Here is a 15,274-nt window from a genome sequence, read left to right on the forward strand (position 1 = left end):
TGATAACACTCCTTTCCTGATCTACTGGACCAAGCTTCATTACTGAATTAATGTCGCTTCAGGGTCTGGCAGTTCATGATTGGATTTATAAGGATATCCAGGATCATAAGGTACAGCCTGGATCTGTACTTCTTTCACATGACTGAAACGAGTTAAGAGAAGTGTCTTCGCCCGATTCGCAATCTCTTGTGCCTCAAGCACGGAAATTCTAGGGTTCACACTAATGACCAGTTCAATTGTAACATCATGTTCCTGTTCACGTGCTACCAGATGTTCAATCGTAATAATGCCATATACACGCTGCACCGTCTCTTTGAAGTCAAGTGCTTCTTCCTGTTCCAATTCCTGAACAAGTGAACCATATACGGTATCCACAATCATTCTGTAGCCTTTGTGAAGCACAAAACAGGAAGCGATCAATGCAGCTGCGGGATCCATATATCGAAGAATACTCCACCCCATCGTTTCTCCTGTCATGGAACCTACAATACCGACCAAGACGATAAGCGAACAGTAGAGTGCACGACGATGCTGCTGTGCATAAGCTAGAGCCTGCGATTGATTTCGTTTACGGAAATATCGGTATTGATATTGAAAGATTGCTTCTTTCACAGCCAATGCTGCAAAAGCTACCACAAGTGCATGAGTATATTTCTCAAGCGATTCTGGTACATCTCCGGACAGACTACCCAAAGCGGAGATGGCGATCTGCAAACCTCCCATAAGGATAAGCACAGATAATAATACCGAAATTCCAGGTCTCGCGATACGTGAATGTTCCTTTGACCGCTCCCTACGAGCCTTTCTTTTTGTTTGTACAGACTTCGAGGGAAAGAGGCCGGACAATGAAGAAGCAGCTTCTGAAGCAGAGTGCAGGCCGTCTGCAAGCAACGATTTGCTGTTTGCCATATAACCGAACCCAGCCTTAATTACTGCAAGTGTCAAATTCCCGGCGATCCCGCTCCACGTGGCAGCGTGAACAGAAGGGAAACGTTCTCTGGTCATGGCGATGCCCCCCTTAATACTCTACCTAAAGTTGCAAAACCGCGCCTGGCAGACGCGGCTTCACAATACAATGTTTAGTTGGATGCTTTGACAGCTGCTTTAGGTTTCTCTGTTTGTTTACCTTTGAGCGCCAGCCACAATGGAGCGGCGATATAGATCGAAGAATATGCACCGAACAATGTTCCGATGACCATAGCAAGTGAGAACATGCGAATGGATTCTCCACCAAAAATAAACAAGCAGAGCGAAGCGACAAACACGGTGAATGTTGTATTCAGGGAACGTGTCATCGTTTGGGCCAAACTGCGGTTGACTACTTCACGCAAATCGGCTTTCGAAGTCTTTTTAGCAAAACGCATATTCTCTCGAATCCGGTCGAAGATAACGATTGTATCATTGATCGAGAATCCGACAATGGTCAGTACAGCCGTAATGAAGGTCAAATTCACTTCCAGTCGGAAGATCGAGAACACACTAATCACTACAAATGCATCATGGAAGAGCGCAATTACAGCAGCCAAACCAAACCGCCATTCAAATCGGATGGCTACATAGATCATAATCCCGATACTTGCGATAAGAACCGCGTATATGGCATTGCGTTCAAGTTCTTTAGCCATCTCCGGGTCAACCGTGTTGACTTCATAAGAAGCGGTTGAATCCAGCTTGGTGAACTCTTGCTTAAACTTACTTTCCTGAGTTTCATCCAGTACGTTCGAGAAACGAACGTTAACCCGATCAGCACCAGGTGTAATATGAACATCTTTTGTGTCAACACCAAGATCACTAACAATGGGCTTAATTTGTTCCGTTGTGATGGCTTTAGACACCGTAATATCTACATTAGAACCCGAACGGAAATCTACCGCATAATTCAATCCCAGGGCCAAAATACTGATGATCCCTGCAATCGTCAGAATGATGGAAAAGGCATAGGCAATTTTACTGCCTTTAACATAATCAAAATTCCAATTAAAGCGCACGAATTTCACTCTCCTTCACTCCGAAGTACTTAGGCTTCTTCAACACGTTAGCCCGCACAAGCAGGGTCAACAGGAAGCGGGAGAAGAAAATATTCGTGATAATGCTGGTCACGATGTCAAAAATCAGCACGAGTGCGAAACCTTTAACCGCACCTGTACCCATGAAGAACATAACTGAAGCGGCAATGATCGTTGTGATGTTGGAGTCGATAATTGTACGGAAGGAATGTTTACCTCCTGCTTTAACCGAAGACAATATCGACTTGCCACTGCGCATTTCTTCCTTGATCCGCTCGTACGTGATGATGTTGGCATCCACGGCCATCCCTATACCCAGGATAAATGCCGCGATACCCGGAAGGGTAAGTACGAATTCTCCCATATAGAAGATTGCAAGTACCAGCCATGTATGTGTAATCAGGGCAAAGCTCGCAATAATCCCCGGAATACGGTACAGACCAATCATGAACACCAGGATAATCACGGAACCAATTAATCCCGCTTTAATCGTCTGGTCCAGAGATAGTTTACCAAGCGTTGCACCAACGCTTTGAGAGTACTTCTCTGTCAGTTTCAACGGCAACGCGCCCAAATTAATGGTATCGCGAAGCTGATTGGCTTCCTCACGTGAGTAGTTGCCCGTGATCTGTGCAGAGCCATCACTCAGCTGCTGCTGCACGGTTGGAGCGGATAACAGCTGATCATCCAGATAGATGGCCAAGGGTTGTCCAATCAAACGTTTGGTAATTTCAGCAAACTTCGCTTTGTCTTTAACCTGGATATCGATCATCGGTGCGTTCAACTGGCTGAATACCACTTTGGCACCATTCTCCACGAACTCATTTCCCCGAAGCTCGATTTTCGTGTATTCGCCTTCTTTGTCATTCTCAGCTTTACTGCGGAAGGTCATGACAGCAGGTTCTTTCATTTTGGCTCTGACTTCAGCCTCGTCGGTAACCCCGGCCAGCTTCAAACGGATCCGGTTTGTTCCTTCAGTTGTTACTTCCGGCTCGCTTGTTCCGAGCGCATTGGCACGGCTCTCCAGACTTTTTGCTGTTTGCACCAAAGATGCTTTGGTGACTTGTTGTCCTTGTTCCAGCGGCTCTGCTTCATATAAGATCTCGTAGCCTCCTTTTAAATCGAGGCCCAAGCGTATATTTTTGAGCAGCCCTGGACTTGTGCCCAACATTACTCCTGCGGTCACAAGCACGACCAAAATGAAACTGACGATTCTTTTCATGCCGTTCCTAGATCCCCTTTCGTTCTCAATATTCCCATTATAGCGATGCCGTAAAAAGCAGTCAATTTCCAACAAAAAAGATCCCTTTCGCTAGAAAGAGGACCCCCGGTATGCAGACACGGTCATAAAGTTCATAAAGCTTGTTGCTTTCAGTGACAATATGTCGTTCACCAGTTGGTGAAGCGGTGGAATGCCCTGCTTTTCATATTTATGACTGATGCAATTCCAGACATCTTTGCTGGTGACATATTCGTAACCGACAAGCCTTAGTTCCTCTGCTTTGCTACGGCAGAGCATCTCTATAGACTGTTCCAACTCCACATCATTCATTTCTTCCAACGGGGAGCCTCCCTTCGTACATCCAAGCCTTTATGCGGCATCAATATTACATCATTCGACTTTACCCGATCATATTCCTTCTTGCTGGTGATGGATCTTTTTGTTAATCGTGTCCAAGTTGTCATGAGAAGATATTGGACTGGCATAGGATGAAGAACGACGGCTTTGTCCCGTTTATGAATATCTGTACTCCAACCGGGAAAGAGGGGTAGTCTTGAAGAAACAGACATTTATCCAGGGAGCCATGATCCTGCTCGCCGCAGGCATCATTAATCGGATTCTCGGGTTCATCCCGCGCATTGCGCTGCCACGGGTTATCGGTGCAGAAGGAGTTGGCATCTACCAACTGAGCTATCCCTTTTTCATCGTACTCGTCACATTAATCACTGGCGGTATTCCATTGGCTGTAGCCAAGCTCGTAGCCGAAGCGGATACAGGTGCCAACCGTTATTCACCCCAGCGAATTCTTCAAATCAGCCTGAGCTTCACACTGACCCTTGGCGTTGTGTTTATGTTTTTGTGCATTATCTTCGCTCCATGGGTCACCCGTTATGTGCTGACCGATGAGAGGGTCTATCACACGTTTGTCAGCATGAGCCCTATGATTGCCATCATCGCCGTATCTGCAGTCTACAGAGGATATTTCCAGGGAAAGCAAAACATGATGCCTACGGCTGTTTCATCCATCGTAGAAACGGTCATTCGTATTATCTGTGTGATCTGGTTTTCCTGGCTCCTCTTACCCCGAGGAATTGCTCAAGCTGCTGCAGGAGCCATGCTTGGAGCACTCGTCGGAGAATTCGTCGGTATGCTTGTATTATTGTGGAACTATGCTAGGCAGAAGAAATATATGGATCAACATCTGCCTATACTCGAATCTCCAATCGAACCCAAACCTGCTATTTCAAAAAACTCAATTGGCTCAGAACCTGGACTTCTTCGTCGTTTACTCGCGATCTCTGTACCTGTAACTGCCGGGCGATTAGTTGGTTCCCTCTCCTATCTCGCTGAGACGATTGTAACCGCACAGAGTCTAGCTATTGCAGGTATCTCCAAAGGACTCGCCACGGCCCAGTATGGTGCATTACAAGGCATGATTATACCGCTACTTCTACTGCCGGGAGCATTAACGTCCTCGCTAGCCACGTCACTTGTCCCTTCATTGTCTGAGGCCTCGGCTCAAGGTGACCGTGCGCTCATACATAAACGGATGCATCAGGCGCTGCGGCTAGCACTTGTAACAGGTGCTCCATTTTCTGTTTTTATGTATGTGCTTGCCGAACCGATGTGTCTTGTTCTGTATAATGATGCATCGATTGGAAGCATGCTTAAGCTCATGGCTCCTTTTGCTTTGTTTATCTACATTCAAGCTCCTCTTCAAGCCGCCCTTCAAGCATTGGATCGTCCGGGAAAGGCACTGCTCAATACATTTATTGGTGCTGTCATCAAAATCACATTGATTTTGGTACTCGCCTCCCGACCAGAATACGGTATATTTGGTGCGGTGATTGCCATTTGTGTGAATTCAACGGTCGTTACCCTTTTACATGCAAGAAGTGTACGCAACCTTTTACAGTTCCGTTTCAAGGTAATGGATTGGGTCAAAACTGGCACTGGTATGGTTATCATGGGCGCCGCTACTCTGGTCATATATGAACAGACTGCATCTTTGCTTCCATTTTGGATCAGAATGCTTCTCGCGCCCCTTGTTGGTCTAATCGTTTATTTCATTGTTATGGGCTGGACCAAAATGATTGATTTTCACGATCTTTCCCGTGCTCCCATTATTGGTTCCTGGTTTAAACGTCGTTCTTAGACGTCAGTTATCTTTGTCATCTTTGGAACTTACATAAACTTTCTCGTTATGATCGATGGAACAGATAAACACATCTTTGAAGTCCGTAATACCTTTTTGCTGGATCTGATTTTTAAGCCAAAATCTCGTTTTCTGAATCAGTTCAAGGTTCTGATCCTGAACTTTGCCATCCATGATCAAAGGCAATGGCAGCCCTTCATATTTGATATTTTCAAACCCATCTATTTTATTTTTTCTTGCTTTTTGTTTGGAATTAAATCCTGTCGAACCAGTACCTGATGAGCCGCTATTACCGTCTGAAGAACTCTGCCCTTTTGAAAAAACAGTCAGCTTGCCTGTCGTCTCCAATATGGCGAAGTCAACTTCACCAATGCTGTCTACATTCTGTTCGCGAAGTTGCTGCAGCAAATCGTCCAGATTGTAACGCTGCTTGCGCATCTCATCTCGATGCAATTTACCTTTGGAAATTAACACGGTCGGCTTGCCATCAATCATCAGCCGCAGCTTCCGGCTCTTGAGACTAAGAAAAGCTATGGCAATCTGTACTACCAGTACCGTCAGCATCGGTACAATACCATGGAATAACGGCTTATTGATATCTTCGATGACAAATGCCGCAATTTCTGCAAGCATGATAGATACGACCAAATCAAACATGGACAGCTTTCCAATCTCACGTTTACCCATGATCCGGATAGAAGCATAAACAATAAAATACATGAGTATGGTTCGAAAAATATGTGCTCCGACATCTGAGAAATTCACAACAGGGTTCCTCCTTCGGATCTGAATTTTATACAGGTACCTGAAGCGTAATCCCTATTTTGACCTGAAGCTTACATGCTCATGCAAATATAAACTGTTCATTTAATGGAAAATTCAGTTCATAAGTAAGAAGGCTTGACCATACACTGTATTAATTTCAAACTTGTACAAGGGGGTTGCTTCATGCAGTTGATTCGCCGAATGGTTTCATTTCGAATGTCTAACCCAGTTCTTTCGGGCCTCTGTCATGCTTTTGTGTGGATGATGTTAGGCGCACTGATCCTATCCTTCTTTCTCTGGATGACCGGAATGCGGGAACAGGATCTTTCCCTGTATACTTATGTTGTCCATGGCTTGTCTTTACTGGTTGGTGGATTTGTATCTGGCAAGAGGTCAGGTGAGCGAGGCTGGTACCACGGAGGTATTACCGGAATCGTCTACGGACTAATCGTATTGCTGATTGGGTTTCTGGCACTTGATGCCTCATTCAATTGGAAAGACAGTCTGCAGCTTGCAAGTGCATTCTTGATTTCTGCATTAGGCGGCATATTTGGAGTCAACACACGAAGATCATAGAAGATCGGGGTGTAACGATTATAAGTGAAAAAGAAAAAGAGAACCGGGTCTCCAAGGAGATCCAGTTCTCTGATAGTGAAAAATACGCTGCAAACGTACTCATAGCCTTACAGGCTTTTAAACATCTATGGTCTATTCAGCCGTTTCACGTGCAACTGCACTGCTAATTGCATTACGATCGAATGTCAGTTTAGTAACATCGTTTACACGCAATACAACCACATCGTCTGTGATTTCAGCAATCGTTCCGTGAAGACCGCCGATTGTAACAATTTTATCGCCTTTTTTCAATTGTCCTAACATGGAATTACGTTGCTTCTGTTTTTTGTTCTGTGGACGAATCATCAAGAAGTAAAAAATTGCAACCATGAGTACCAAAGGTACAATCAAAGATACAATTCCACCGCCAGCTGGAGTTGCTGATGCAGTCATTGCCTGAAACATGTAAAATTCCCCCTTATCGACTATACGTACAGATAATACTTGTTACTTCGGTTCCGCAAAAACCTGATCAGAAACCTTTGTCATTGTCATGAAGACCATATTGATCGAAAAATTCATCCCGGAAATCAAGCAAACGATCTTCCATTATGGCTTTACGCACATTGCGCATCAAATTCTGCAAGAAATGAAGATTGTGGATGGTCGTCAAACGTAAGCCAAACGTTTCATCCGCTTTGATTAAATGACGCAAATAGGCTCTTGAATAGTTACGACAAGTATAGCAATCACATTCAGGGTCTAGTGGCCCAAAATCGGTTGCAAACTTGGCATTACGAACTACCAGACGTCCTTGGCTGGTCATCGTTGTTCCGTTACGGGCAATTCGGGTAGGCAAAACACAATCGAACATGTCCACTCCACGAATCGATCCCTCAATCAATGCATCGGGTGAACCTACACCCATTAAATAGCGTGGTTTATTGGACGGCAACAAAGGAACGGTGTAATCCAATACGCCATACATCAAATGTTTCGGTTCTCCAACACTCAGTCCACCAATAGCATAACCCGGGAAATCCATGGAAGTCAAATCTGCCGCGCTTTGGCGACGAAGATCTTCATGCATGCCTCCCTGTACGATGGCAAACAGCCCTTGATCATTCGGACGAGCATGACTTTCCAGACAACGTTCTGCCCAGCGGCTCGTTCTTTCAAGTGATTTTTTTACATATTCATACTCAGCCGGATACGGCGGACACTCATCAAATGCCATCATAATATCGGAGCCCAGTGCATTCTGGATTTCCATTGCCACTTCAGGCGAGAGGAATTTTTTATCTCCGTTTAGATGGGAGCGGAAGTTAACGCCTTCCTCCGTAATTTTGCGCATCTCACTCAGAGAAAACACTTGGAACCCGCCACTGTCAGTCAAAATCGGGCGATCCCAGTTCATAAATTTGTGCAGGCCGCCTGCCTGACGAATAATTTCATGTCCGGGTCTCAGAAACAGGTGGTACGTGTTGCTCAAAATGATCTGAGCATCCATTTCTTTCAACTCTTCGGGACTCATCGTCTTCACCGTCGCCTGTGTTCCTACAGGCATGAAGGTTGGTGTCTCAATAATACCGTGAGGTGTATGTACACGTCCCAAACGGGCTCCGGATTGTTTACAGGTTTTGATATGTTCGTACGTAATTGCTGCCATTGGTTTTAATCATCCTCTAAAAATTAATCGTAATACCTTCACTTCTCAATAAATCAACATAGCATCGCCAAAGCTGAAGAAACGGTACTGTTCTTTAATTGCTTCCTCATATGCATGCATGATTTGTTCTCTACCCGCAAGCGCACTGACCAGCATGACCAATGTGGATTTGGGAAGATGAAAATTCGTAAGCATCCCGTCGATCACTTTGAACGTATATCCCGGATAGATAAAGATTTTGGTCCAGCCGCTGCTTTCTTGCAACTGCCCGTCTTTTTCAAACTTGCTTCCAACCGTTTCAAGTGTTCGACAACTTGTCGTTCCTACAGCAAATATACGGTTGCCACGTTTTTTCGTTTCATTAATTAGATCCGCTGTCTCTTGTGACAAAGAGTAATATTCCTCATGCATAACATGCTCTTCAACTTTGTCAACTGACATAGGCCGAAATGTTCCGAGTCCAACGTGAAGCGTGATGAAAGCTACATTAACGCCTTTATCCCGAATCCGATTCAGCAGTTCTTCTGTAAAATGTAATCCTGCTGTCGGCGCAGCGGCGGATCCTTCATGTTTCGCATATACCGTTTGATACCTTTCACGGTCATCCAGCGTCTCTCTGATATAAGGAGGCAGCGGCATTTCACCCAGACGATCCAGAATCTCTTGAAAGATTCCATCATAGGAGAACGTAAGCAAACGCGCACCCATTTCGCCTTCCTCATCAATGACTGCCTTGAGCTCGTCACTAAAAACGATGACCGAACCAGCTTTCAGCTTCTTGCCTGGTTTAACCAGAGCTTCCCAACGATCGCCCTCTACGTTTTTGAGCAGAAGTACTTCCGCCTTTGCCCCGGTGTCCTCTTTGGTTCCAAACAAACGCGCTGGAAGAACACGTGTATCATTCAGCACCAGTGTATCTCCAGGCTGAAGGAAGTCGATAATATCAGGAAACGTGTGATGGTTAACCTCACCATTTTCCTTATTTAAGGTAAGTAGCCGGGACGCCGTGCGGTCAAGCAGTGGCGTCTGTGCAATTAATTGCTCCGGCAATTCAAAATCATATAAGTTCACATTCATATTAGATTCATTCCTTAACAATAGTCACATTTTGATAATAGTGTTTCAATATTGCCTGGTAATCATACCCTTCATCTGCCATACCTTTGGCACCCCATTGGGACAAGCCTAATCCGTGCCCATTACCCTGACCGATGATCATGAAGCTTTGGCCCTGAGTTACAGCTCGAGCTTGACCATCACCACTCATAACCACAAGTGCATTACTGGATGAAGTTCCTGTGCCCGAGGCAGATAGTACAGCAGCACCCTGTGAGCCGGTTTTGCTTGCTGTTTTGCCGTCAGCGCCTAATACAGTATAACTTCCGGTCCCTGCAATATCAAATAAAGTACTAGGTAATCCACCTAAAGCAGAGCGGTAGGTATCTGCATATTTTACCGTCATAGGCTGGCCGTTGGCTGTAACTTCAAGTGCTCTTCCTGATGGCCCGCGCTTGGTCACTTCGAGCGTTGAGATCGAAGATGGAACAGTTGAAGTCGTTTTACCCTGTAGAGTTTTAACCAACTGGGCTGACGTGAATGGTCCTCTTACCCAAGCATAATCATTGGACTGCGGCACTTTGGCCAGAACAACAGCTTCGTTGCCTGGATTTATTTTCGCTACCGGTTCAACATTGGATTGAATTAACGGAACGGGACGCACATTGGTATTTTGGGCAGTAACCGTCACTTTGGCTAAACCCGCATCTGTTTTAGTCGTTAATTCTTTTACATTATCCTCGCGGATATATCCGCTGACTCCTGTACTCAACAGCACATGATACCATGTCTGTAATCCAGCTTGGGCTGATGTATCTCCCTGGCTGTCCACATTACTGAACACATCCCCGCCTCCATTCCATACTTCGGATGGATGTGCAGTCTGTCCGCCTGCATTGGAAGAGAATACGGCTTCTACGATTTTACCACCGCTCTTGATGACTTCTCCAGAGGTGGCGTCAACCGCACTGGAGACTTTATCATTCTCTGAACCCATTCCGTTGTATGCCTGACTGAGCGTGGTATCCACAACATTGGCAATTTTAAAGCGATCTCCCTGTTGAAGCGCATAAGAGCGAGCAGCGACAGCTTGTACTTTCAGCGCTTCTGCTGGCCAGGATGAATACACTTCTGCACCAACAACAGAGTATAAATATTGCTCTAGTGGAACTACATTAACCAAAGCCAAATCGCCACTTACAATGCTAATTTCCATGTCACCGCGATACGTGCGTCCGGAACGTTCCACCACTTTGATTCCACTGCCGTCTCCTTGTACAAAGGCTTTAGCTTCACTGCCGACAATAGTGTAATGCGGGGCTACTTTAAGTGTATCCGTGCTTAACCCAGCATCCTGGCGGATGATAAGAGCAGCACTATTACTGTTTACCGGTGATAGACTTACTCCTGGAACACTGGCCTCCACACTCTTCTTGAATGCAGACAAATCAGCTTCAGATGAGGCCTCACCCACCCATACAGCATAGCCTTGACTGCCCCCATCCAGTTGAAGCACCGTATAGGAACTAACTCCTGCCGATGCAAAAGATGCTTGTGCCGCTTCGGCCTCTTGAAGTGAACTGTATACTCCTGCAGACAGACGCTTGCTGCCTGTTACCGCTGGTTTTTGTCCGCCCAGTTGGGCTGCAGCCACTTTTTGTACACGGGCTACCGCTTGACCAGCCAACGCTTCTGTTGCATAGTTTCCTGTGTAGAGCTGATAGGTCGCTTTGCCATTTAAAGAAGTTGTAAACAACAACGGTTTATCACTAGTGGCCTGCAACAATTTTGCGGCTGCTGCCGCCGTTTTGAAATCCCCTGTTTCCAACACTTTGACGCGGAATCCGTCCGCACTGAAACGGATTTGTCCTGCCGGAAGAGTTATACTTGCCCCGCTCTCCGAACCGATATTCCATTTCCCACTCGACTCAAGCGTAATCAGTGGTGTAGTCGATTTATACGTACTTCCCAGGTTCGCAAACATAGCAACCCGGATTATCTGCCCATCACTTTCAGCGGCATAAACCGGCACTTGCAGGCATCCTACCGTCAGCAGAGCTGCGGCCAATACCTTCAAACGCCGACTCCACTTCTTTGTTTGTATTGCTTTCCCCACGATCAGTCTCCTCTCCGTGTTTCTCCCAAGTTGTATATTAAGATAAATCTCATTGATATATCGTTACAATTATTTGGCGTCTCTCGGTGGAACGGGCAAACCCAGATGATGATAGGCCAGGTCTGTTACAATTCTGCCCCTCGGTGTACGTTGAAGCATACCAATCTGCAATAGATAAGGCTCATAGACATCCTCTATGGTCTGACTCTCCTCACCAATCGTAGCGGCAATCGTATCCAGACCCACAGGGCCTCCCCGGAAACTGTTAATCATTGATTTGAGCATCTTGTGATCGATCTCGTCCAGACCACGCGGATCAATCTGGAGACGTTGCAGCGCTTCTTCCGCTAGAGCCTGTGTGATAATACCATCACCCCGTACCTGGGCAAAGTCACGCACTCTTTTTAGCAATCGATTGGCAATCCTCGGTGTCCCACGGGAGCGCAATGCGATCTCTTCTGCTGCATTACCAACAATCTCCACCCCTAGAATCTCTGAGGCCCGTGAGACGATGTAGGCCAGCTCATCCACCGTGTAGAACTCCAACCGACTGATAACACCAAACCGATCTCTCAGAGGCGCAGACAGCAAACCTGCACGGGTTGTAGCACCAATCAGCGTAAAGGATGGCAGATCAAGACGTACGGAGCGGGCACTTGGGCCTTTTCCGATCATAATATCCAACGCGAAGTCTTCCATGGCGGGATACATCACTTCTTCTACCGTCCGATGAAGGCGATGAATCTCGTCAATAAACAGGACATCCCCTTCTTGCAGGTTTGTAAGCAATGCAGCTAGATCACCTGGGCGTTCAATCGCAGGTCCCGATGTTGTGCGTAAGTTAACACCCAATTCATTGGCAATGATATTGGCAAGTGTTGTTTTACCAAGTCCAGGCGGTCCATATAACAACACATGATCGAGCGCCTCATTACGCATCTTAGCCGCTTCAATGTATATTTTCAAATTCTCCTTGACCTGGTTTTGCCCGATATATTCATTTAAATACCGAGGACGAAGACTAAGCTCCACAGCTTGATCCTCCATCATCAGGTTCGCGGAAATAATCCGGTCATCCATGTTCATCCCTACCTTTTTTATGCGGTTTACTGCTCTATTATAGAGGCAAAATTAATTTATCCCGTAAACAGCATTTGCAGTGCCCGTTTCATCAACACATCAACAGAATCGGCCGAAGTAACATCTTTCTTCAGTTTGAGCCAAACTTTATCCAGTTCACTGTCGGTATACCCCAGCGCTTTAAGTCCTTCACGAGCCTCATCCCAGGCAGAGCCGCTTCCTGCTTCTTCCGAAGGAGGAGCAAACAAACCTGTTGCATACGTGGCAGCACCGAAACCATCCAATTTGTCCTTAAGGTCCAGTATCATGCGCTGCGCTGTTTTCTTACCAATCCCCGGCAGTTTGGTCAGGAACGTTAGATTCTCTTGATATATGGCCGTCACGACATGGTCCGGCGTACCGCCAGCGAGTATACCCAGAGCAACTTTGGGTCCAATACCTGATACCTCGATCAGCTTGCGAAATAACTTCTGTTCCTCACGAGTAGCAAAGCCAAACAGCAACATCGCATCTTCACGTACATGGTGATGGGTATACACCATAATTTCTCCTTCTTGCTTCGCAAATGCAAAAGGATTCGGACAGAATACACGATAACCAACGCCATGCACATCAAGCACAATATATTCATTCTCCAGATGTACGAACTGTCCTCTTAGGAAATCAATCATTTTCGCAATACCTCATTCAACTTGGAATTTAATGTATATGAGTGTGCATGACACACTGCTACAGCCAAAGCATCTGCTACGTCATCCGGCTTCGGGATCACCTGTAAACGCAAAAACATTTTGACCATCTCCTGCACTTGCCGCTTTTCCGCTTTTCCGTATCCCACAATCGCCTGCTTAATCTGCATCGGCGTATACTCGGCTATAGGCAGTCCCTTCTGGGCAGCAGCCAGTACCATGACACCTCTAGCCTGACTTACAGACATCGCTGTTGTGACGTTACGATTGAAAAAAAGTTTCTCCAGCGCTACTGCGTCCGGTTTATATTTATCAATCAGCTGTACCATACCCTCATATACATGAAGCAGCCGTTCCTCTTCAGGGGTGTGAGCTTCTGTCTGAATACAGCCATATTGTACAGGTGTTACCTTACTGCCGATTTTATCCACAAAACCAAAACCGACAATCGCAATCCCCGGGTCAATTCCCAAAAAACGCAAATCCATCTCTCCCTTACAAAAGCGAACATATGTATCGTTCATTTCATTATAACAAAAGATAGACCCTACGGCAGGAAAAACTTTGTCCTTTCATATACTCGCCTGAATTCGTGTATAACCTACAATCGCAATCTCCTATATTCAGGTGTTTCGGTCATGGAACGACAAAAAGGACATCTTTCGATGTCCTTCGGTTCACTTCGTATGTTGTATAATCTGCGAATCCTACGATTAGGAACTTCTCCTCTAGGCGATGTAAACAAATAAATTTCAATGCAGATCAGCCTGTTTTTTTATCCGCCATTACGGATTTCTTTATTGGCCTCATCTACCGCATAATCGCTGAACGTAGAGATTACACTATCATACTCATCCTTGTCCTGGATACGAATACCTTGCTGCAACTGCTCCAACACACCTTCAGGCAATGATGTCTCCAACGTGCCTACGTCCATTTGAAAAAAAGTACGGATGACTTTCTCTTCTGTGGGCCGTCCTTCATACAGGTTGAGATTACCCACAGCATCTATGCTAATATATGCCTGATCTTTACATAAAGGAGAAAGATCATCCACATGTTGCTTAATGTGTAACACTTCTGCCGATTCAACCTGAGCATCCCAATCTGGATGTTGAACGAGCAGCATCTTCAATTGAGGAATCGCCATCTTACCTAATTGTTCCGTCTCTACCCCACAGATATATTGCGTCTCCAATACAACACTCGTTAAACGGTCCGGATCAGGCCCAAGTTGTTCCATCAAAGTCTGAATTTCTTGCTCAGACCTTTGTTCACTGGCAGCAGGCCCCATTACAGATACAGCCTCACTGAAATTGGTCGTGAGTAAACGCTCGATCGCAGAAGAAATCGGCAAACCACTGTAAGCCAGTATAGCTACAGCAACTAACGCTGAAGTCATCCACACTGTTCTTTTCCATCGGCGCCAGCGTCTCTTGAATTGTTTTTTGAAGTTAAACGTGTTCACATGAACCCCTTCTATCACTTTTTAAACCTATTGTGACCGAAAGCATTGGGCTTTATGCAAAATTAACCTAAGGCACCAGCAATACGCTACGCTTGAGCGTAATAAGATGAAAGCTATATTTATTCCTTATTAAAGGTTGTCATGAATTAAGAGGTTATGATTGCTTAAAACACAATCAACTTTTAGACATAAATAAAAAGACGGACTATCTATAAATAGATAATCCGTCTTTTTTGAGATCGGGATGACACGATTTGAACATGCGACCCCCTGGTCCCAAACCAGGTGCTCTACCAAGCTGAGCTACATCCCGTTATATATACCGGCGAGAGGACTCGAACCTCCACGGTTTCCCACTCGATTTTGAGTCGAGCGCGTCTGCCATTCCGCCACGCCGGCGTATGAAGTTGTAATGGCGCGCCCTGAGAGATTCGAACTCCCGGCCTTTTGATTCGTAGTCAAACGCTCTATCCAGCTGAGCTAAGGGCGCAAA

At 45.7% G+C, this 15,274-nt stretch carries 15 protein-coding genes and 3 tRNA genes; 2 read left to right on the forward strand and 16 right to left on the reverse strand.

Annotated features, from left to right (window positions below):
* Positions 1-39: 39 nt before the first annotated feature.
* From HP548_RS27615 to HP548_RS27630, 4 genes are all read right to left on the reverse strand, one after another.
* Positions 40-1,005, reverse strand: coding sequence for a cation diffusion facilitator family transporter (locus HP548_RS27615; RefSeq protein ID WP_076287748.1), 966 nt, complete (start codon positions 1,003-1,005; stop codon positions 40-42).
* A gap of 74 nt (positions 1,006-1,079) precedes the next feature.
* Positions 1,080-1,988, reverse strand: a complete 909-nt coding sequence (gene secF, locus HP548_RS27620) for a protein translocase subunit SecF (protein ID WP_099856770.1) — start codon at positions 1,986-1,988, stop codon at positions 1,080-1,082.
* Positions 1,978-3,228 carry a protein translocase subunit SecD gene (secD, locus tag HP548_RS27625; protein ID WP_076287746.1) on the reverse strand — a complete coding sequence of 417 codons (1,251 nt, stop codon included), beginning with the start codon at positions 3,226-3,228 and terminating at the stop codon, positions 1,978-1,980. The genes secF and secD overlap by 11 nt, the downstream gene beginning before the upstream one ends.
* A 90-nt stretch (positions 3,229-3,318) precedes the next feature.
* A complete protein-coding gene (locus HP548_RS27630; RefSeq protein WP_175383441.1) occupies positions 3,319-3,558 on the reverse strand; it encodes a post-transcriptional regulator in 240 nt (79 codons plus the stop codon).
* A 223-nt stretch (positions 3,559-3,781) separates the two neighbouring features.
* Here HP548_RS27630 and spoVB point away from each other — a divergent pair, with 223 nt between their 5' ends.
* On the forward strand, positions 3,782-5,383 hold the full coding sequence (gene spoVB, locus HP548_RS27635) for a stage V sporulation protein B (RefSeq protein ID WP_076287745.1): 1,602 nt from the start codon (positions 3,782-3,784) through the stop codon (positions 5,381-5,383).
* A 3-nt stretch (positions 5,384-5,386) separates the two neighbouring features.
* Here spoVB and HP548_RS27640 read toward each other — a convergent pair whose 3' ends face one another.
* Positions 5,387-6,103 carry a YetF domain-containing protein gene (locus tag HP548_RS27640; protein ID WP_076288259.1) on the reverse strand — a complete coding sequence of 239 codons (717 nt, stop codon included), beginning with the start codon at positions 6,101-6,103 and terminating at the stop codon, positions 5,387-5,389.
* Positions 6,104-6,331: 228 nt separating this feature from the next.
* On the opposite strand from HP548_RS27640, the gene HP548_RS27645 reads away from it, so the two are divergent.
* The gene (locus HP548_RS27645; protein WP_076287744.1) at positions 6,332-6,724 is read left to right on the forward strand and encodes a TIGR04086 family membrane protein; all 393 of its coding nucleotides are present in this window, start codon (positions 6,332-6,334) and stop codon (positions 6,722-6,724) included.
* Positions 6,725-6,856: 132 nt separating this feature from the next.
* Here HP548_RS27645 and yajC read toward each other — a convergent pair whose 3' ends face one another.
* The 11 genes from yajC to HP548_RS27700 form a co-directional block, all read right to left on the reverse strand.
* Positions 6,857-7,168 (reverse strand): preprotein translocase subunit YajC, encoded by a 312-nt coding sequence (gene yajC / locus HP548_RS27650; protein WP_072734772.1) that lies wholly within the window; start codon positions 7,166-7,168, stop codon positions 6,857-6,859.
* 67 nt (positions 7,169-7,235) lie between these two features.
* On the reverse strand, positions 7,236-8,372 hold the full coding sequence (tgt, locus tag HP548_RS27655; protein WP_062325081.1) for a tRNA guanosine(34) transglycosylase Tgt: 1,137 nt from the start codon (positions 8,370-8,372) through the stop codon (positions 7,236-7,238).
* Positions 8,373-8,417: 45 nt separating this feature from the next.
* A complete protein-coding gene (gene queA / locus HP548_RS27660; RefSeq protein WP_175383400.1) occupies positions 8,418-9,449 on the reverse strand; it encodes a tRNA preQ1(34) S-adenosylmethionine ribosyltransferase-isomerase QueA in 1,032 nt (343 codons plus the stop codon).
* A 7-nt stretch (positions 9,450-9,456) separates the two neighbouring features.
* Complete coding sequence (locus HP548_RS27665; protein WP_175383401.1) at positions 9,457-11,544, reverse strand: SpoIID/LytB domain-containing protein; 2,088 nt, start codon at positions 11,542-11,544, stop codon at positions 9,457-9,459.
* A gap of 69 nt (positions 11,545-11,613) precedes the next feature.
* Positions 11,614-12,624: a Holliday junction branch migration DNA helicase RuvB gene (gene ruvB, locus HP548_RS27670; RefSeq protein ID WP_053779099.1), complete on the reverse strand. Its 1,011-nt coding sequence runs from the start codon at positions 12,622-12,624 to the stop codon at positions 11,614-11,616.
* A gap of 56 nt (positions 12,625-12,680) precedes the next feature.
* Positions 12,681-13,295, reverse strand: a complete 615-nt coding sequence (gene ruvA / locus HP548_RS27675) for a Holliday junction branch migration protein RuvA (protein ID WP_076287741.1) — start codon at positions 13,293-13,295, stop codon at positions 12,681-12,683.
* Positions 13,292-13,795, reverse strand: coding sequence for a crossover junction endodeoxyribonuclease RuvC (gene ruvC, locus HP548_RS27680; RefSeq protein WP_053779097.1), 504 nt, complete (start codon positions 13,793-13,795; stop codon positions 13,292-13,294). Before ruvC ends, ruvA begins: the two co-directional genes overlap by 4 nt.
* 293 nt (positions 13,796-14,088) lie before the next feature.
* Positions 14,089-14,781 (reverse strand): BofC C-terminal domain-containing protein, encoded by a 693-nt coding sequence (locus tag HP548_RS33975; RefSeq protein ID WP_175383402.1) that lies wholly within the window; start codon positions 14,779-14,781, stop codon positions 14,089-14,091.
* 239 nt (positions 14,782-15,020) lie between these two features.
* Positions 15,021-15,094, reverse strand: a tRNA-Pro gene (locus tag HP548_RS27690).
* A 7-nt stretch (positions 15,095-15,101) separates the two neighbouring features.
* A tRNA-Leu gene (locus tag HP548_RS27695) sits at positions 15,102-15,180 on the reverse strand.
* Between the two features lie 14 nt (positions 15,181-15,194).
* Positions 15,195-15,271, reverse strand: a tRNA-Arg gene (locus tag HP548_RS27700).
* Between the last annotated feature and the right edge of the window lie 3 nt (positions 15,272-15,274).

The organism is Paenibacillus taichungensis (genome assembly GCF_013359905.1).
GTDB lineage: Bacteria > Bacillota > Bacilli > Paenibacillales > Paenibacillaceae > Paenibacillus > Paenibacillus taichungensis.

What these genes read in the sequence shown, in the direction of transcription:
- HP548_RS27630 (WP_175383441.1), bottom strand. Translation starts at nt 3,558, where the DNA reads ATGAATGATGTGGAGTTGGAACAGTCTATAGAGATGCTCTGCCGTAGC.
- HP548_RS27645 (WP_076287744.1), top strand. Translation starts at nt 6,332, where the DNA reads ATGCAGTTGATTCGCCGAATGGTTTCATTTCGAATGTCTAACCCAGTT.
- ruvB (WP_053779099.1), bottom strand. Translation starts at nt 12,624, where the DNA reads ATGGATGACCGGATTATTTCCGCGAACCTGATGATGGAGGATCAAGCT.
- HP548_RS27640 (WP_076288259.1), bottom strand. Translation starts at nt 6,103, where the DNA reads ATGTATTTTATTGTTTATGCTTCTATCCGGATCATGGGTAAACGTGAG.
- HP548_RS27615 (WP_076287748.1), bottom strand. Translation starts at nt 1,005, where the DNA reads ATGACCAGAGAACGTTTCCCTTCTGTTCACGCTGCCACGTGGAGCGGG.
- yajC (WP_072734772.1), bottom strand. Translation starts at nt 7,168, where the DNA reads ATGTTTCAGGCAATGACTGCATCAGCAACTCCAGCTGGCGGTGGAATT.
- queA (WP_175383400.1), bottom strand. Translation starts at nt 9,449, where the DNA reads ATGAATGTGAACTTATATGATTTTGAATTGCCGGAGCAATTAATTGCA.
- tgt (WP_062325081.1), bottom strand. Translation starts at nt 8,372, where the DNA reads ATGGCAGCAATTACGTACGAACATATCAAAACCTGTAAACAATCCGGA.
- secD (WP_076287746.1), bottom strand. Translation starts at nt 3,228, where the DNA reads ATGAAAAGAATCGTCAGTTTCATTTTGGTCGTGCTTGTGACCGCAGGA.
- ruvA (WP_076287741.1), bottom strand. Translation starts at nt 13,295, where the DNA reads ATGATTGATTTCCTAAGAGGACAGTTCGTACATCTGGAGAATGAATAT.